Annotated in this window: 13 protein-coding genes and 2 pseudogenes; all 15 read right to left on the bottom strand. The window is 57.7% G+C overall.

What is annotated here, in order from left to right:
* Nucleotides 1–18: 18 nt before the first annotated feature.
* The 15 genes and pseudogenes from HMPREF2980_RS02545 to HMPREF2980_RS02485 all read right to left on the bottom strand — a co-directional run bounded on the left by HMPREF2980_RS02545 (nucleotide 19) and on the right by HMPREF2980_RS02485 (nucleotide 17357).
* Nucleotides 19–1179: a pseudouridine synthase gene (locus HMPREF2980_RS02545; RefSeq protein WP_005507699.1), complete on the bottom strand. Its 1161-nt coding sequence runs from the start codon at nucleotides 1177–1179 to the stop codon at nucleotides 19–21.
* 81 nt (nucleotides 1180–1260) lie between these two features.
* Nucleotides 1261–2298 (bottom strand): SMC-Scp complex subunit ScpB, encoded by a 1038-nt coding sequence (gene scpB, locus HMPREF2980_RS09300; protein WP_083313495.1) that lies wholly within the window; start codon nucleotides 2296–2298, stop codon nucleotides 1261–1263.
* Nucleotides 2291–3298, bottom strand: a complete 1008-nt coding sequence (locus HMPREF2980_RS02535) for a segregation and condensation protein A (protein ID WP_049350384.1) — start codon at nucleotides 3296–3298, stop codon at nucleotides 2291–2293. Before HMPREF2980_RS02535 ends, scpB begins: the two co-directional genes overlap by 8 nt.
* Before the next feature lie 192 nt (nucleotides 3299–3490).
* A complete protein-coding gene (locus HMPREF2980_RS02530) occupies nucleotides 3491–4351 on the bottom strand; it encodes a ParA family protein (protein ID WP_005506637.1) in 861 nt (286 codons plus the stop codon).
* Nucleotides 4352–4445: 94 nt separating this feature from the next.
* A complete protein-coding gene (locus HMPREF2980_RS02525) occupies nucleotides 4446–5792 on the bottom strand; it encodes a site-specific tyrosine recombinase XerD (RefSeq protein ID WP_070690015.1) in 1347 nt (448 codons plus the stop codon).
* A gap of 96 nt (nucleotides 5793–5888) precedes the next feature.
* Nucleotides 5889–6563: an NUDIX domain-containing protein gene (locus HMPREF2980_RS02520; protein WP_070642020.1), complete on the bottom strand. Its 675-nt coding sequence runs from the start codon at nucleotides 6561–6563 to the stop codon at nucleotides 5889–5891.
* A 145-nt stretch (nucleotides 6564–6708) separates the two neighbouring features.
* Nucleotides 6709–8403: a CTP synthase gene (locus HMPREF2980_RS02515; protein WP_070667205.1), complete on the bottom strand. Its 1695-nt coding sequence runs from the start codon at nucleotides 8401–8403 to the stop codon at nucleotides 6709–6711.
* A 351-nt stretch (nucleotides 8404–8754) separates the two neighbouring features.
* Nucleotides 8755–10473 (bottom strand): DNA repair protein RecN, encoded by a 1719-nt coding sequence (gene recN / locus HMPREF2980_RS02510; RefSeq protein WP_049356231.1) that lies wholly within the window; start codon nucleotides 10471–10473, stop codon nucleotides 8755–8757.
* Between the two features lie 19 nt (nucleotides 10474–10492).
* Nucleotides 10493–11500 (bottom strand): NAD kinase, encoded by a 1008-nt coding sequence (locus tag HMPREF2980_RS02505; protein ID WP_102034204.1) that lies wholly within the window; start codon nucleotides 11498–11500, stop codon nucleotides 10493–10495.
* A 298-nt stretch (nucleotides 11501–11798) separates the two neighbouring features.
* A pseudogene (merA, locus tag HMPREF2980_RS09295) lies at nucleotides 11799–13440 on the bottom strand (mercury(II) reductase).
* A gap of 35 nt (nucleotides 13441–13475) precedes the next feature.
* Nucleotides 13476–13796: pseudogene (merR, locus tag HMPREF2980_RS09290) on the bottom strand (Hg(II)-responsive transcriptional regulator); the annotation flags it as partial.
* A gap of 217 nt (nucleotides 13797–14013) precedes the next feature.
* Nucleotides 14014–14742, bottom strand: a complete 729-nt coding sequence (locus HMPREF2980_RS02500; protein ID WP_070642033.1) for a TlyA family RNA methyltransferase — start codon at nucleotides 14740–14742, stop codon at nucleotides 14014–14016.
* Nucleotides 14743–14849: 107 nt separating this feature from the next.
* Nucleotides 14850–15017: a hypothetical protein gene (locus tag HMPREF2980_RS02495; RefSeq protein WP_005506658.1), complete on the bottom strand. Its 168-nt coding sequence runs from the start codon at nucleotides 15015–15017 to the stop codon at nucleotides 14850–14852.
* A complete protein-coding gene (locus tag HMPREF2980_RS02490) occupies nucleotides 15010–16047 on the bottom strand; it encodes an HAD-IIA family hydrolase (RefSeq protein WP_070642036.1) in 1038 nt (345 codons plus the stop codon). Before HMPREF2980_RS02490 ends, HMPREF2980_RS02495 begins: the two co-directional genes overlap by 8 nt.
* Before the next feature lie 188 nt (nucleotides 16048–16235).
* Nucleotides 16236–17357 carry a tetratricopeptide repeat protein gene (locus tag HMPREF2980_RS02485; RefSeq protein ID WP_049345317.1) on the bottom strand — a complete coding sequence of 374 codons (1122 nt, stop codon included), beginning with the start codon at nucleotides 17355–17357 and terminating at the stop codon, nucleotides 16236–16238.
* Between the last annotated feature and the right edge of the window lie 301 nt (nucleotides 17358–17658).

Raw genomic sequence — 17658 nt, 5'->3', positions numbered from 1 at the left:
GACAACTCCTTAGCGTTATTACATGTCCACCGAAGCGAGCAGGTGACCGATCTCGACCTTGGAGAGGTTACGGACGGTACCCTGCTTCTGCGAACCAATACGGATCGGGCCCATCTCGACGCGGACCAGGCGCTCAACCGGGTAGCCGACGGCGTCGAAGAGGCGGCGCACGATGCGGTTCTTACCGGAGTGGATGGTCACCTCAACGAGCACGTGGCCGGGGGTGGAGTCCACCAGCTTGAACTCGTCAACGCGGGTCACGCCGTCTTCCAGGCGAATGCCCTTCTTCATGGCTGCGCCGACGCCGGGCTCCATCGGGCCGGGAACCTGCACCAGGTAGGTCTTGGGCACCTCGTAGGAGGGGTGGGTGAGGCGGTTCGCCAGTTCACCGTCGTTGGTCAGCAGCAGCAGACCCTCAGTTTCGACGTCCAGGCGGCCCACGTGGAACACGCGCTCGCTCATGGAGGAACGCAGGAAGTCAGAGATGCAGGGGCGACCTTCGGGATCTTCCATGGTGGAGACCACGCCGGCGGGCTTGTTGAATGCCATGTAGACGAGTTTGTCGTTGGTCTGAACGGTCATGCCGTCCACCTGCACGGTCACCTTGGAGGGGTCCACGCGCACGCCCAGCTCGGTCACGACTTCACCGTTGACGGTGACGCGGCCTTCGGTAATCATTTCTTCGCAGACGCGGCGGGATGCCACACCGGCCTGAGCCAGCAGCTTCTGCAGGCGCACGCCGTCGTGGTCGTAGAACTCGTAGTGGTCTACCGGGGCGTTGCGGGGGCGGCGGGGGCGGTGCGGACCAGCGTAGTTGCTGACGCGGTATTCGCCACGCTCGTTTGCGAAGGCTTCGCCGGAGCGGTAGGGGCGGCCCGGTGCGCGGCGTTCGCGCTTGGGCAGTTCGGTACCGCGGCCTCGGCCGGAACCTGCGCGGCCTGCGCCGAACTTCTTCTCGCCAAACTTCTTGTCACCGAATTTCTTCTCGCCGAAGCCCTTTGCGCCGCCCTTGCCTGCGCCACTCTTCGGTGCGCCGGGGCGACCGCCGCGTGCGGATGCGCCCTTAGCACCGGGCTTACCGCCCTGACCGGGACGAGCAGCGCCGGGACGGCCACCGCGGGAGTTCTGGGGGCGACCGGATGCAGAGCGGCCGCCGCGGGAGGAGTTTCCATATGCCATGGTGTTCTTCTCTTTTCTGTCGTATAGTGCGAACGTTTCAGGCTTTTCCAGAACGTTCGTTCGTCTTATTGATTCGTTGTCTTAGTCGTTGCCCTCGGCAAGCACTGCGGCTTCCGTGTCATCGGGCAGGAAGGGCGCGAGCGCCGGTAGCTCCTCCAGGGAGTTCAACCCGAGCTTCGCCAGCAGCAGCTCCGTGGTTTCGTAGAGGGTCGCGCCACTTCCGGCTTCTCGACCCGCCTCACGAATCAGCTGCCGTTGGAGCAGCTGACGGATTGCCGCGTCCGCGTTCACGCCTCGAATGGAGGCTACCCTCGCCCTGGTCACCGGCTGCCGGTAAGCAATCACGGCGAGCGTCTCGTAGGCGGGTTTGCTGAGGGTCGCGCTCTTGGAGCGGGTCACGAAGCGTGCCACCCAGGGGGCGAAGTCGTCGCGGGCGTAGAGCTTCCAGCCTCCTGCGATGTTCCGTAGCTGGAATCCGCGCGGTTCGGGCGCCACCCGGTTTTCGTCTTCTCCGTAGCCGCTTTCTTCGCCGTTGTACTCGCGGTACAGCTGGTCGAGCGAGTGCTCAACAGCTCGTTCACTGACGATGAGCGCGGCGGAGAGTTCACGCACGCTCACGGGCGCTTCGGCAACGGCTAGGATTGCTTCGATGGCGCTTTTGACGCCGCCGGGGATTGCCTCGACCTTGGAGAATTCGGCTTCGGCATCGACCGCCACACTGGGTGCGGTGGAGGGGCCTCCCGCCGGAATCTTTGCCGATTTCGCTACCGGTTTCGTTACCGATTCCTTCGACTCGCGGGATGCAGTTTCCTGCGATTCCCCAGAGCTGTCGGAAATGTCGGAACCATCGGAGTCCTCTACCGTTTCAGCGGCTTCAGCCTCCTCCGCATCTTCGGTAACCTCAGCGTCTTCGGTCACCTCATCCAGAGGAGCTGCCGCTACCTCGTACTCAGCCGGCTCAGCGTCCGCCTCAGCAGGCTTTGAGATTTCCGCCTCTACCGGCACCGAGTCTGTCTGTTCCGAATCCTCGTCTGCGTTCGGATCCCAGTAGCCCATGTTCACGATGGCAAGGTCGTCGGGGGTGAATTCACGGTCAAAGCGTGAGCCGTGATTACTCATAATCCTCCTTTACCGGTTCCGTGTTAGCTTCAGATTCGTTCGCTTCGGATGACTCAAGTGCTCCACTGGTTTCGTGCGCATCCTGTGTGCCTGCGGTGTCTGCAGTTTCTTCGCGGATTACGAATTGTGCGGCGCTCGCGCTCGCACGTACCCGAACAGATCCGAGCGGTGCGTCCTGTTCTACGTGCAGGGCGCCTTCTTTGTAGAGCTCGAGCAGGGCGAGAAAACGAACCACCGCGATTTCTAATTCGCCGGATCCTTGAACCAGTTCGGCGAAGCTCAGTTCCCGCGCCGCGGTATCGAGCAGGCTGTGCAGAATGTAGTGTTCTTCAGCCGCGATGGTGGTGAGCGGAACGTGCAGGTGCTCGTTGAGTTCTTCAACGATTTCTTCGGGTTCCGGTTCGGGTTCTTTGGGGGTTCGGCTCAGTGCTGCTGCGGCGATGCGGGCGAACTCTTCAGCGCCTCCGGTGAAAACCAGCTCGGGAAGCGCCTGGGCGAATCGTTCTTCGAGGGCTACCGCACGGGGAAAACGCTGTGATTCTTGCGCCCAGCGTTCAGCAAAAATATCGGCAACTTCACGGTACGCGCGGTATTGCAGCAGACGGGCGAAGAGCAGGTCGCGTGCCTCCAGCAGTGCAACGTCCTCTTCGAGGGGTTCACGATGCTGCGGGAGCAGGCGTGCGGTTTTGAGTTCCAGCAGGGTTGCGGCGGTGACCAGAAATTCGCTGGCTTCGTCGAGTGCACGTTCGGTGCCTTCAGCGTAGAGGGCGTGCAGGTATGCGAGGAACTCGTCGGTGACCTCTGCGAGCGCCACCTCGGTAATGTCGAGTTTGCGGCGCGAAATCAGGGTGAGTAGAAGATCAAAGGGACCCTCAAAATTACTGAGGGTGAGGGTGAAACCGCGTTCCGGGTTCTGCAGGCCGCGGCCCTCAGTCCGGGCGTTTGCGGCGGTGTCTGCGTTCGGTGTCGGTACCCTCACGGCAGCGACGTTCGTGGTCATAAACGACCTATTCTCCTTAGGTTTATTCTCCCCGGCTTTGTTGGTGCCGTCTCAGATGCGGCTTCTGCTTCGCCTACTTTTTCGGCGTAAGCAGTGTGCGGGGTCTTTAGAATCCACACAATTATACGCCCTCTGCCGGTGTGACTCAAGAGTGAGAGTCACCTCAGCAGAGGGCGTATAGGTGTGGGGGCTTTAGCGTGCGCCGCCCTTGTAGATCAGTTCGCGTGCCACCTGGCGGTATGCTTCCGCGCCGGGGTGGCTGGAGGCGTAGCTGAGAATCGGCTCAGCGGACACCGATGCGTCCGGGAACTTCACGGTGCGCTTGATGACGGTGTCGAAGACCTTGTCGCCGAATGCGTCCACGATGCGTGCCAGAACTTCCTTGGAGTGGATGGTGCGCGCATCGAACATGGTGGCAAGTACGCCGGAGATTTCGAGGTCGGGGTTCAGTCGATCCTGAACTTTCTCGATGGAGTCGACCAGCAGTGCGACGGCGCGCAGCGCGAAGAACTCACAAATCAGCGGAATGATGACCCCTTCGGAAGCGGTCAGTGCATTGACGGTCAGCAGGCCCAGGGAGGGCTGGCAGTCGATGAGGATGACGTCGTATTCGTCACGGACCTTGCGCAGTGCCGAGGCGAGAACCTGCTCGCGAGCCACTTCGTTGACCAGCTGAACTTCAGCTGCGGAGAGGTCAATGTTGGCGGGCAGCAGGTCGATGTTCTCCACGCCGGTAGGCAGGATGACGTCCTTGATGTCGACCTTGCGGTCCATCATGACGTTGTAGACGGTCAGGTCCAGTTCGTGCGGGTTCGCACCGAAACCGGCGGAGAGAGCACCCTGCGGGTCGAAGTCGACCAGCAGCACCTTACGGCCGCATTCTGCCAGCGCCGCGCCCAGGTTAATGGTGGAGGTGGTCTTACCCACGCCGCCCTTCTGATTCACCATAGAGATAATGCGGGCGGGACCGTGGCTGCTCAGCGGAGCCGGGTCGGGGTATACGCGCAGGGGTCGACCGGTGGGGCCGAGTTCTTGAGCCTGAGCTTCAGTCAATGGTTCACCTTCATCAATGAATTCGAAGTTTTAAAGTTTAAGCGTTGTCTATAAGGTTACCTCAAGAGCGGCTGTTCCGCGGATTGACGGGGTTTTATCCCCGTTCGTGGGCACGCGGATGCGCCATGCGGTACACCTCCATGAGCCCCTCGGGCGTGACCTTGGTGTACACCTGAGTGGTGGCGATGGAGGCGTGCCCGAGCAGTTCTTGCACCACGCGAATATCGGCACCGCCCTGCAGCAGGTGCGTTGCGAAGCTATGGCGCATGGAGTGCGGCGAGAAGTCAGAGCTGAGCCCGGCGGCTTCGGCGGCTTCTTTGAGGATGAGCCAGGCGCCTTGGCGTCCGAGTCTGCTGCCTCGTCCGTTGACGAAGAGCGCGGCGGTGCCTTTACCGTGCGCCACGAGGGAGGGGCGGGCACGCACCAGATAGTCTTGGATTGCTTTTTGGGCGTAGCTTCCGATGGGTACGAGTCGTTCTTTGTTTCCTTTGCCGAAGAGTCGAACGTAGCCGGGCAGGGTGATTTGGTTGCCATCTTCATCGGTGAGGGTTCCCTCGAAGTGCACGTCGTCGATATCGGCGTTGAGCATTTCGCTCACGCGCGCGCCGGTGGCGTAGAGGAATTCGAGTATGGCTCGGTTGCGTAGCCCGGTGGCGGTTTCACGGTCGGGTACGGCGAGTAGCCGCTGGATGTCTTCTACACTGACTGCTTTGGGGAGGCGCTTAACGTTCTTGGGCGGGGTGACCGGTGCCGCCGGATCGGTGGGCACGATGAGCGCGGAGACCCAGAAGGCATGTGCTCCGCGGACTGCCGCCATGGTGCGGGCGATGGAGTTCGGGCCCAAGGGTAGGGGCAGGCTCGGTGCGCCTTCAGCGGTTGGCGTTTCTTTTTCCGATTCCCCGGCTTTCTCCGGCTGCCCGGCACGCTCTTTTCCTGTCTGCCCTTTTCCAGCGCGCCCGGTTCCTGCACCTCGCCCCGATTCGGAGGCGATTATCAGTGCCAGCGATTCTGCGGCTTCTTCCTGCGTTTCCTGTACTTCCTGCGCGTTCTGGTTGTTCTTCTCCCCCGCGTCAAATCCGGCGACGAATCCAGCTAGGGGCACGGTGGGGGCGGCGAGTTCCCGCATGAAGGAGCGCACCTGCGCGGTGGTGATGCGTTCGGGGTCGATGACGCCGAGGGTCGCCATGTAGGCACTGTATCGTCGCAAATCACGCGCGTAGGAGGCGATGGTGTGCTCGCTGCTTCCTCGTTCCACGCGCAGGTGGATGAGGTACTGGTCAACGGCTTTCTGGAGCGGGGTCTGTGCCTCCTGGTGGAAAGCACCCAGGCTAGAAGAATCCAGAGCAGAAGAACCCAGCACGGAGGAACCGGCAGAAGAGGTTACGCCGAGCAGACCCGCGCCGCGGGGCGCCTTGCTCACCGTGCTTTTTGTCTGCTTCACGCTATCTCCTCTGTCGGTTCTGTTGATGTTTGGGCCTCTTGATATTTGGGCTTGCCGTAGGCGAGGCTACTCCCCCGCCCCCCCCCTGTTCCGTTCTTAGTGGTTGCGGAAGTTCTCCGGCTTTTCGCGGCGCTGTCCCATGTAGGGGTGGAACTCCCAGCCACCCTCGGCGGGGCGCAGGCCTTCAAAGTTGTTCTGCGCAGCCGCGTAGGTGGCGAGTACCGCCTGGATAGCGAGCGCGTTATGAACCTTTCCGCCCAGTACCAGCTGTACCGCCTCGGCGAGGGGCACCCAGCGGTAGGTCATTTCAGCTTCTTCTTCGGTACGCTCGCTACGTTCTTCGGCGGGCAGTTCCGAGAGGTTACGCGCCAGGTAGACGCGGCCTGCTTCGCTGGTTGCGCCGGGGCTGCTGAAGTAGTCGGTCAGTGCGTTCCAGGTTTCTGCCTGCAGGTCTGCCTCTTCGGCAAGTTCGCGCTGCGCGGCGACCAGGGGGTCTTCACCGTCGATGTCGAGCAGTCCGGCGGGTACTTCCCAGAGGTTCATGCGCACCGGGTGGCGGTACTGGTTTAGCATCAGCAGTTCGTTGTTGTCGTTGAGGACCGCCACGGCGACGGCGCCGGGCATTTCCACGACGTCGCGGGTCAGCACGGTGTTTTCGTTAAGTTCGTACTCTTCAACGGTCGTTTCGATCACGTAGCCGCTGTACTTCACGGTGCGGGTGCGGATGGTGCGTTCGGAGGGTGCATCAATAATCTGCTGGTTGTTGCTCATTCTTTCATTGTAGGCGGCTTCTTAGCCCCGCTACGTTTGGCGCGTCAGGTACGGGCATAGAATAAGGCATGTTCAGGTTTAAACGAAAGCATCCCCCTCTCCCCTGCGCGGGGTGAGCGGGATGCTGAACGTTTGTGCCTAGATGTTAGGCGCTGCGGCGCTCCAGAGCAGCCTTAATCAGGCCGGAGAAGAGCGGGTGCGGGCGGGTCGGACGCGAGCGGTACTCGGGGTGTGCCTGAGTTGCCACGTAGTAGGGGTGTGCCTCTGCGGGCAGTTCCACGTACTCGACCAGCGAGGAGTCCGGGGAGGTACCGGAGATACGCAGGCCTGCTTCTTCAAGCTGCTCGCGGTACTCGTTGTTCACCTCGTAGCGGTGGCGGTGACGCTCTGCAACCTCGGTTGCACCGTACGCCTTAGCAACCTGAGAGCCGGGAACAAGGTTTGCCTCGTACAGGCCCAGGCGCATGGTGCCGCCCAGGTCGCCTGCACCTTCGACGAACTGCTTCTGCTCTTCGATGGTTGCGATAACCGGTACGGAGGTTTCCGGATCGAACTCGGTGGAGGATGCTTCGGTCAGACCCAGTACGTTGCGTGCGTACTCGATGACCATGGACTGCAGGCCGAGGCAGATGCCCAGGGTCGGGAGCTTGTGCTCGCGTGCGTACTTGAGGGCACCGATCTTGCCATCCAGGCCGCGGATGCCGAAGCCGCCGGGCACGAGGATTGCGTCCATGTTGCGCAGCTGGTGGTCTGCATCTTCGTCGGTTGCGCACAGGTCGGCTGCAACCCACTTGATGTTGACCTTCACGTTGTTTGCGAAGCCGCCGGCGCGCAGAGCCTCGGAGACGGACAGGTATGCGTCGGGCAGGTCGATGTACTTACCGACCAGGCCAACGTTGACCTCTGCTGCGGGGCGGTGCACTGCGTCGAGCAGGCGGTCCCACTGGGTGAAGTCCGGTGCGGGAGCCTCAATGCCGAAGTAGTCGAGGATGTAGTCGTCGAGCTTCTGGCTGTGCAGGGTCTTGGGGATGTCGTAGATGCTGGGTGCGTCGGCGCAGGAGATGACTGCGTCGCTGTCCACGTCGCATGCGTTACCAATCTTGGTACGGTGCGATACGGGGACCTCACGCTCACAGCGCAGGATCAGACCGTCAGGCTGGATGCCCAGGCCGCGCAGTGCTGCCACGGAGTGCTGGGTCGGCTTGGTCTTGAGCTCGCCGGAGGGGCCGATGAAGGGCACCAGGGAGACGTGCAGGAAGAAGACGTTCTTGCGGCCAACATCGCGGCGTACCTGGCGTGCTGCTTCCATGAAGGGCAGGGACTCGATATCGCCGACGGTACCACCGATTTCGGTGATGATGATGTCGGGTGCGTTGTCAATTTCCGCTGCGTGACGCATGCGGGCCTTGATTTCGTCAGTAATGTGAGGGATGACCTGGACGGTGTCGCCGAGGTATTCGCCGCGGCGTTCCTTTGCGATGACGGAGGAGTAGACCTGGCCGGTGGTCACGTTAGCGGACTGGTCGAGGTTTTCGTCCAGGAAGCGCTCGTAGTGTCCGATGTCGAGGTCGGTTTCAGCACCGTCGTCGGTGACAAAGACTTCACCGTGCTGGAAGGGGTTCATCGTACCGGGGTCGACGTTCAGGTAGGGGTCGAACTTCTGCATGGTCACAGAGAGGCCACGTGCGCGAAGAAGCTGACCGAGGGAAGAGGCCGACAGGCCCTTACCGAGAGAAGATGCAACGCCGCCGGTCACGAAAATCTGGCGGGTTACCTTGTCGTTAGAGGACGCGTTCAGAGCGTTATTTTTTTCATTCACCACGGAATTCAAGCCTACCATTTTCTTGTCTGCTATCCAAGCAGAGGGTTTTGCCGCGAGAGGATTCTCTCAGGCGGCTTTCCCTCCCCTATTTGTCCTTATCACCACTGTAAACGGAGCTGGGGATTTATTATTCCCGCCGCGCCGTGTAGAAGCAGGTCTAGGAGCATTCACAGAGTATCTCACATCCTCTGGGATCCATGCACCGCTATTGGTCACCGGCGCGGGCTGTACTGGCAACTTTCTGAGGCACGCTCGCACACTTCAGCCCCTTTGATGGTCTTTGGTGCGAAAGATGCCACCTTTCGGCGCTTTTGCCAGCACTTTCCTCATACTTTTCTCTGCCGGTTTGCCGCCGGCTTGCCGTCAGTTTCAGCGCCCCTGCGGCACTTCTCGACCGGCTGCCAGTAGCTCTCGGGCATGCTCTCGCGCCGATTCTGATTGATCGTGCCCGGAGAGCATTCGCGCCAGTTCCACCACGCGTTCCTCTTCGGAAAGTACCTTGACCTTTGAGAGGGACGCGTCATCGTTTTTCAGCACGAGGATGTGCTGGTCCGCGAAGGCTGCAACCTGCGGCAGGTGGGTGACCACTAGAACCTGCACGTGTCGGGCGAGCATGGCGAGGCGGCGACCGATTTCGATAGCGGCCTTACCGCCCACGCCGGAGTCCACCTCGTCGAAGATGAAGGTGGGTACGGGGTCCACTTCGGCAAGCACTACCTCCAGGGCGAGCATCACGCGGGAGAGCTCGCCGCCGGAGGCGCCCTTACCGAGCGGGCGCGGCACGGCGGTTCGGTGGGGCGCCAGCATGAAGGTCACGGTGTCTCGGCCGTGTACCGAGAACTTTTCGGCTTCGGCAACTTCCACGACCAGGGAGGCGTTCGGCATGGCAAGAGCAGTGAGCTCCTCACTGACGGCGTCCGCCAGTTTCTGCGCGGCGGCACGGCGCAGGGCGGTCAGCTCTTCTGCTTGGGCACCAAGCACCTTGCGTAGCTGTACCAGCTCGGTTTCCAGGGTTTCCTGTCGCTGCGGGTCATCCACCAGGGTCTCGAGGCGTGCACGGGATTCTTCGGCCCATTCGAGGACCTCGGCAATATCGGCACCGTACTTGCGGGTGAGGGTCGCCAGCTGGGCGCGGCGAGTCTGCACCTGCGCCAGACGTTCGGGGCCTTCAACATCCAGGGAGGCCATGTAGGAGGACAGCTCCGAGGAGATATCGGTGGCAAGAATCAACAGTTCGTTGACGCGCGCGGCGAGAGAAGCAAGCTCTTCGTCAGCGTCTGCCTGTGCCTGTAGCGCGGAGCGGCTTGCATCGAGCAGGCTCATGACGCTCTGCTCGTCGCCGGTGGAGTATTCGCTACCGCTGAGCGCCGCGGAGGCGGTTGCCGACGCAATGCGTAGCGCTTCAACGTTCATGAGCTTCACCATTTCGGCTTTGAGCTCTTCTTCTTCACCCGCCTGCGGGTTGACGGCGCTGATTTCTTCGAGGGCACCCTGCAGGGTCTGCGCTTCGAGGGCTCGTGCGCGCGAGTTTTCGCGTACTTCCTTCAGCTCTGCGGCGGCGGCGCGGTATCGCTCGTAGTTTTCACGGTACTTCTCCAGCAGGTTGGAGAGCTCTTCGCCGGCGTACAGGTCGAGGGACTGGCGCTGCTCTGCCGCTGATTTGAGGCGCAGCTGATCGGACTGGCCGTGGACTGCAACAAGAGTCTGACCAATCTGAGACAGGGTTCCGATGGGTGCGGAGCAACCGCCGACGTGGGCGCGGGAGCGTCCCGAGGCGTTGACGGTGCGTGCCAGAAGCAGCTCGGAGGTCTGTTCGTCAATGTCTTCGGCGGTGCCTCCGGCTTCTTCGGCAAGCTCGAGGGCGCGGTGCCCGTGGGGCAGGCGAATCACTGCTTCGGCGAGGGCGCTCTTAGCGCCGTTACGCACGCTGGATGCGTCGGATCGGGCACCCAGGAGCATGCCGAGGGCGGTGACGACCATGGTTTTACCTGCGCCGGTTTCACCGGTCAGCACGGAGAATCCGGGTTCGAGGGGGAGCCTCGCATCGGTGATGATGCCGAGGTCTCGAATATGGATTTCCTCAATCACGAACGTTCATTCCTTTTCTTTAGTGCTTCTCGGTGTCCTGCGGGCCACGCCAGCCACGGATCGGAAGCTCAAATTTACGCACCAGTCGCTCAGAGAAGGGAGCCGGGTGAATACGGGCGAGCAGCACCGACTTTTCGGAGCGTCGCACCTCAATACGGGAGCCGGGGTCCAGCTCTACGGTTCGGCGGCCATCGCACCAAAGCACACCGGAGGCTCCGTTTCCGGGCATCATTTCTACCGCCAGAGTGGAGGTCGGCGCTGCTACCAGCGGGCGTGCGAAGAGCGCGTGAGCCGAGAGGGGCACCATGAGAATTGCTTCAACTTCGGGCCAGACGACCGGGCCGCCGCCGGAGAAAGCGTAGGCGGTCGAGCCGGTGGGGGTTCCCATGACCACGCCGTCGCATCCGAAGCTGCTGAGCGGGCGGCAGTCCACCTCGATAATGACTTCAATCATTTTTTCGCGGTTGCCCTTTTCGACGCTGGCTTCGTTCAGCGCCCAGTCGCTGTGCACGCGCTTGCCGTCGTTCCAGACTTCCACGTCGATTGCCATGCGTTCTTCAACGGTGTATTCGTTGTTGACGATGCAGCGAACGGTTTCGGTCAGGTCGCTCTCTTCGGATTCGGCGAGGAAGCCGACGTGCCCCAGGTTCACACCGATGAGCGGAACACTGGTTCGGCGCACCATTTCTGCGGCGCGAAGAATCGAACCGTCACCACCGAGCACCACGCCGAGTTCAATATCGATGAGCGCCACGGATTCGTGGACGACCTGCACGGGGACGGGCTCGTCCCAGTTTTCACTCAGGGTCTCCAGATCGGAGCGAGTCATGACGGGTGCGAGTCCCGCTTCGTAGAGCTGGGTGCATGCCTGTCGGGCGGCATCTCGTGCTTCTTTGCGCCCCACGTGGGCGAAGACGAGAATCTTACGGTGACGTTGTTCCACCGAGTCTTCGGAACCATGACGCGCACCTGCGGTAGCTACCTGCGCGGTTGCTTCCTGCGGTGCGTGGCCTTCGTGTTCTGCCATAACGACTCTCTCCCATCGGGTGTTGAGATGGTGTATCTACACCTATCATACCGAATATGTTCTCGAAGATTTTCTAAATAGCTATATTTTTAGAAAATTATTTCGAATAATGTACAGCTGGGGTATCTCTAAAATACCTGTAAAAATACCTGCGAATAGCGCGGCAGCCTGAGAAAGCCCCGCCCTCAACGCGTCCTGCGTTACCGAGCGGTTTCTCTCAGACTGCCTTAGCACTATTTATTTTCGGCACTATATTTACTTTCGACACCGTTGAATAGGGAGTTGTAAAAAAGTTCCCTTAGCCTGCACAACAAGATAATTTCGAAATATCTTTATCGAACGTAAGTGCAACTAATTTTAGCCCTTCAGCCATTGTTAAATATGGTGCTAGGGTTTCTGTTAAATCTTCTATCGTTAAGCCAAATTTAACAGCTAATGATGCTGCATAGATGACATCTCCTGCATTTTCAGATACAATATGAACCCCTAATACTTTTAGTGTTTCTGCATCTGCTACTAGTTTAAATACACCGGTTGTTTCACGGTTTACAATTGCTCTTGGAACAGCATCTAAAGGTAATACAGATGTCTTCACATCATACCCTTTCTCTTTTGCTTGTTCTTCTGTTAAACCAACCGTTGCAACCGTCGGATTCGTAAACGTAACAGCAGGAACTACCGATAAATCTATTTTTTTGTTTAATCCACCAATAGCATTATCAGTAATAATTCCACCTTCATAGGCTGCTACATATACAAATTGTGGTCCTAAAGTCACATCTCCTGCTGCATAAATCTTTTCATTACTTGTTTGACCAAAATCATTGATCAGGATTTCATTATTTTTTTCCAGTTTCAACACCTGCTGCACTTAAATTTAAAGAATCCGTATTTGGTTTTCTTCCAGTGGCAACAAGTAACTGATCTGATTCAATGACTTCTCTACTGCCATTTACTGTTACGTAAACCCTTTTTATCTCTCCACTTTGTTCAACACGCTCAAAAGTTGCCCCTTTGACAAGGTTTATACCCTGTTCAATTAACGCTTTTTCAACTGACTCTGAAATCTCAGGATCATACTCCTTTAAAAGTCGCTCACTTCTTTGCATAAGCGTTATTTCTGAACCTAAATGATGAAATAGTTGTCCAAGCTCCATTCCAATGTATCCTGAACCAATTACAGTTAATCGTTTTGGTATTTTCTTTAACTCAAGAAGTGTTGTACTAGTTAAATAGTCCATTTTTTCAAGTCCTGAAATTTGGGGCAACGAAGGCGATGCACCTGTTGCAATTAAAAAGCGTTTTGCAGATAACTTTGTCCCATTGACCTCAACCGTACTAGCATCAACGAATTTTGCTTCACCTTTAATTAAATCAAAATTATATTCATCAATTAAATCCATATATTTTTGATTCCGAAGTTCGCTCACCAATTTATCCTTTTGCGTGATTAAACTAGCTAAATCCACTTCTCCAGCGGATGTTTGTAAACCTATAAACGGATTGTCTTTTGATAAATGATTGATTTCCCCTGCCCTAAGAAGAGTTTTTGACGGAACACAGCCAATATTCACACAGGTTCCCCCAACCGTTCCACGCTCAATCATTCCAACTTTTGCACCGTATTCTATAGCTTTAATTGCCGAAGAAAAGGCAGCAGCACCAGAACCAATAATAAGAAGGTCATAATTGCCTTCATTAATTAACGCCACGTTTTCTAGTGATGATACTTCTTCAATTTCTCCGGCTTGGTAATTTGCTTCATCAATCGCCTTTATTGCACTTTCAACCTCAATATCATCGGGCAGTTCAAATACTGCTTCACCACGACGATAACTAGACTCAATATTTTTAGCACCTATCTTTTCAAGTGCTGATTCTACGTGTTTTTCACAACCCGTACAAGTCATTCCTGAAATGTTTACCTTAAATTTATTCATAAAAAAGCTCCTTTCGTTTGTTAATGTTTCTATTATAACATAGTTTCAATTCGTTTTAAATCCTCTATTTGTTTTTGCACTTCCTTTTGTTTTTTAGAAACAAATTCGAACATATCTTGACAACGAACTTCATCTTTATCTACAACACCAAGTAATTTATAAATCTCGCTTAAAGAGAAACCAAGTTCCTGTATTCGTTTAATAAACCCAACACGCTTAACGTCATCATATGAATATATCCGATAACCAGCTTCCGTTCGGTGAGGTTCTTGTAATAAATTTTTTCGCTCGTAATATCTGATCGTTTCTTTATTAACTCCACATTTATCTGCAAACTCACTAATGCGATAAATCATCTTATTTCACCCCCTGAATATTATAAACCATGTACCATAGTACACGGTCAAGTAAATTGGACTATTTTATTTTTTTCCCAAAGTATCACTCGTATGTGATTGATACTTTTATATAATACTATTGATTATCCTAACATCCCACCAGAAAATCCGATTTAAACACCAGTTGTTTTTAAACTATTAAGAAAGTAATTCCACTATATATTCCGAAGACCCTTTATTTTTTGCACCATAGGAAGTACTCTACGTTGCCGTCCTGTCCGGGGAGCGGGCTGGGTTCCATACCCATCACACGCAATCCGTGGCTGACCGCAGATGCCTGAACTTTTTCTACTGCTTCACGGCGGGCGGATTCTTCGTGCACCACTCCCCCACGTCCGATGCGGTGCTTGCCGACCTCGAACTGCGGCTTGACCATGAGCACCAGGTCGCCGCCGGTTTCGGTGGCGTTCGCTAGCGCCTCCATAACCAGGGTCAGCGAGATGAACGAGAGGTCAGAAACCGTCAGTTCGACCTGCCCACCAATGTCTTCGGGCTTCATGTAGCGAACGTTGAGTCCTTCGTACACGCCGACTCGCGGTTCTTCGCGTAGCGTGTCCACGAGCTGCCCGTGTCCGACGTCAACGGCGGCTACGTGGGCGGCTCCTCGACGAAGCAGCACGTCGGTAAAGCCCCCGGTGGATGCTCCCGCGTCCAGGCAACGCTTGCCTTCTACCTCGATTTCGGGGAACGCGTCGAGGGCACCGGCGAGCTTGTGGCCTGCGCGGCTGACGTATTCGGTCAGCTCGCTCTGGCGCACGTAGAGGGTATCCTCCGGGCCCACGAGCATGGACGCTTTGCGCGCAACCTTGCCGTTGACTTGCACGTCCCTTGCCGCGATGAGTTTTGCGGCGAGGGTTCGGGAACTCACGAATCCGGCTTCGACCAGGTATTTATCGAGGCGCACGGTGTCCTTGTCTTCTTTCTGTCGTCGTCTGGTGATGTCATCGTCTGGTGACGGGTTATCTAGTGTCACCTCAGAGCATTGCTGTTCTGAGGTGACACCGCCGCGAACTAGGAGAGGTTTTCGAGGTCTTTCTCCAGCTGCTCACTCATCGTTTCGAGGCGCTTGACGCGCTCTACGGGATCCATGGCGAGGGTCGCCGCGAGTTGGCGCTCGAATTCTGCATCAAGCTCAGCGGTTTCCTCTGCCGTGCTATTAGTCTCCGGTTCTTTAGGCACCGGGGATCCCCTGGATGTTGGGGCGTGCGCCCTGTTCGGGGTTTGCCGCCCACCATGCCGCGCAGGCTACACGCCATGCTTCGGCTTCGCTCTCGCTGCCCGCAAATGCTTCGGTGTCTTCAACCTCGGGGCCGGTCAGGCTCAGGTTTTCACCGCGGACTCGTGCCTGCCAGGTGGGGCCGGTTGCGGTGACTTCATAGCCTTCGTAGAGCACCTCAATTTCGGGGTAGGGTGCGAAGAAGTCCTCGAGGGTGCGCAGAATATAGGTCGGACGCTGATTCGGTACTGCCTCGATGACGTCCTGGTAGGTCTGTACGCCGGTGAGGACGAGGGCACCGTCCATCTTTGCGTTGTTGGCACCGAGAATGTCGGTGTCCAGGCGGTCGCCCACGATAACGGGGCGGCTGGAGTTCACTGCCTTTGCTGCAGTGTGGAAGATGGGTGCTTCGGGCTTGCCCGCGACGAGCGGGGTGCGGCGGGTTGCACTTGCCACGGCTGCTACGAGGGTGCCGTTACCGGGTGCCTGGCCTCGTTCCTTGGGGATGCTCTGGTCGGTGTTGGTGGCAATCCAGAGGATGTCGGGGTTTGCGAGGGTGTAGGCGGCTTCCGCCAGGTCTTCCCAGCCGATCTTGGGGTCGAAACCCTGGATGACGGCTACGGGGCCTTCTTCTTCCTTGCGTACGGTTTCGAGGCCTACCGCACGAACGCAGTCGGCGAGTGCTTCGGTACCGGTGATGAGTACCTTGGAGCCTGCGGGTACGTGCTGTGCGAGCAGTGCGGCGCCTGCCTGTGCGGAGCTGACGACTCGTTCTGCTCGGGTGTGCACACCCAGTTCTCGCAGGTGCTCTGCTACGGATTCTACGGAGCGCGATGCGTTGTTGGTGACGAAGATGACCGGTACATTGAGTTCTTCTTCGGCACGGTTGAGCGCTTCGGGTGCGCCTTCGATGGCGAAGGGACCCGCGTAGACCACGCCGTCCAGATCGGAGAGGAGGGCATCGTAGCGGGATAGGAGTACGTTCGTGGTCATAGAGTGTTCCTCTCGGGGGCTCTGGCGGTTGTCGCTATTAATCGTACCTGTTAGACACTCTAGCGTTGGTGCCTTCGGGCGATTATATAGAAAACCGCTGGACGCTCTCCCCTGCTTGGGTGTGGCGTCCAGCGGTTTCACGCTGACACTTAGGTCACGTATTTAGAATTCTTAGATTCTCTGCAGTCTTATTCTGCGGAGGTTTCTTCTGCTTCTTCAGTCTTGGGCGCTTCGGTCTTCTCGTCCTCAGCTACTTCTTCTGCAGTTTCGATTGCTTCCTCTTCTGCGGAAGCTTCAGCGGTCTCTTCAGCTTCTTCTGCGGTCTCAGTGAGTTCTACGGACTTCTCTTCCTGCTCGAAGAGGCCAGCTTCACCGAACATGTCGAAGATTTCGGGTTCTGCGAAATTGCCCTGGCCCAGTGCTGCTTCTGCCATGAATGCGAGGCGTGCCCAGCGTTCTGCTTCCTGGTTACGGCCTGCGTTAGCCAGCGCGTCGGAGTATGCGCTGAACAGACGGGGGCTGTACTCGAAGGCGCGCTTGGGGTTCAGCTGAGGAATCTGCAGCGCTACGACGGCCTCGGACTTCTTGCCCTGATCGCTGAGGATACCGGATTCAACGATGGCGAGCTCTACGCGCACGTTAGCGGGCAGTTCTTCCTTCTTGAATTCTGCAATCATTTCCATTGCCTTGGGCAGGCGGCCGAGCGCGCGTTCGCAGTCCACCAGCAGTGCCAGGTGGTCTACGGAGCCGCTAATACGGCGGTGGGTGCGCAGTTCGCGCAGTGCCAGTTCGAAGTCTTCTGCAACGTATGCGGCGACGCCAACGGCTTCGCGTACTGCGGCAATACGGCCTGCACTGCGGGATGCGGCAACGGCGTGTTCCAGCGCAAATTCGGGGTCGATGTCGAGGTAGCGACCGGCCATGGCGAGGTGCTTTGCGACGGTTTCTGCGTTGCGAGGTTCCAGGGCGCGCAACTGACGGAAGGTTGCGCCGTCCAGCTCGCGACCGGTGATGTCGTCATCAATTTCCGGTGCCTTGGGCTTTGCGGGGCGGTAGCCTGCACGGCCACCGATGCTGCGTACTTCTTCGCGAGGTACTTCAGCCTCGGGACCGTTGGAGCGAGGTGCCTTGGATCGGGAGTCGGAGCGACGGCCGTCGAACTTCTTGCCTCCGCGGTCGTTACGCTTGAAACCGCCCTTGCCGCCAAAGTTCTTGCCGCCCTTCTTGGAGCGGAAGTCCTTTCCTCCGCTGTTCTTGCGGTGCTGGCGGGGGCCGGAGCCGTTAGACTCGTGACGGGGGGTCTCAGACATGAATCTCCTTGGGAGGTATCCGCCAGTGTGGGCGGGTAGGGTATGCAGTCGATTCGGGCGAACCGCTGCCTGAGGCATCAACTCTATGAGGGGTGCTTTAGATACACCCGCTAATGCCTAAACATAAGCCATACCATTCTAGTATAGAGAGCACCTTCCGCGCACCCGTACTGATGGGATGTTAAGACAAATGGGGAGGCCTAACGACCTCCCCAAACAAAAATAGCCCCGGCGAAGCCGGGGCTATTGAATAATAAAGCGGCAATAACCTACTCTCCCACACCCACAAAAGTGCAGTACC

The organism is Rothia sp. HMSC076D04 (assembly GCF_001814645.1).
GTDB lineage: Bacteria > Actinomycetota > Actinomycetes > Actinomycetales > Micrococcaceae > Rothia > Rothia mucilaginosa.
The sequence above is the reverse complement of the archived record's forward strand: the minus strand, read 5'-3'. Positions and strand labels throughout refer to the sequence as shown.

Excerpts from the sequence above, each read along its gene's own strand:
- HMPREF2980_RS02545 (WP_005507699.1), bottom strand. The coding sequence starts at position 1,179 with ATGGCATATGGAAACTCCTCCCGCGGCGGCCGCTCTGCATCCGGTCGC.
- scpB (WP_083313495.1), bottom strand. The coding sequence starts at position 2,298 with ATGAGTAATCACGGCTCACGCTTTGACCGTGAATTCACCCCCGACGAC.
- HMPREF2980_RS02535 (WP_049350384.1), bottom strand. The coding sequence starts at position 3,298 with ATGACCACGAACGTCGCTGCCGTGAGGGTACCGACACCGAACGCAGAC.
- HMPREF2980_RS02520 (WP_070642020.1), bottom strand. The coding sequence starts at position 6,563 with ATGAGCAACAACCAGCAGATTATTGATGCACCCTCCGAACGCACCATC.
- HMPREF2980_RS02515 (WP_070667205.1), bottom strand. The coding sequence starts at position 8,403 with ATGGTAGGCTTGAATTCCGTGGTGAATGAAAAAAATAACGCTCTGAAC.
- HMPREF2980_RS02505 (WP_102034204.1), bottom strand. The coding sequence starts at position 11,500 with ATGGCAGAACACGAAGGCCACGCACCGCAGGAAGCAACCGCGCAGGTA.
- HMPREF2980_RS02490 (WP_070642036.1), bottom strand. The coding sequence starts at position 16,047 with ATGACCACGAACGTACTCCTATCCCGCTACGATGCCCTCCTCTCCGAT.
- HMPREF2980_RS02485 (WP_049345317.1), bottom strand. The coding sequence starts at position 17,357 with ATGTCTGAGACCCCCCGTCACGAGTCTAACGGCTCCGGCCCCCGCCAG.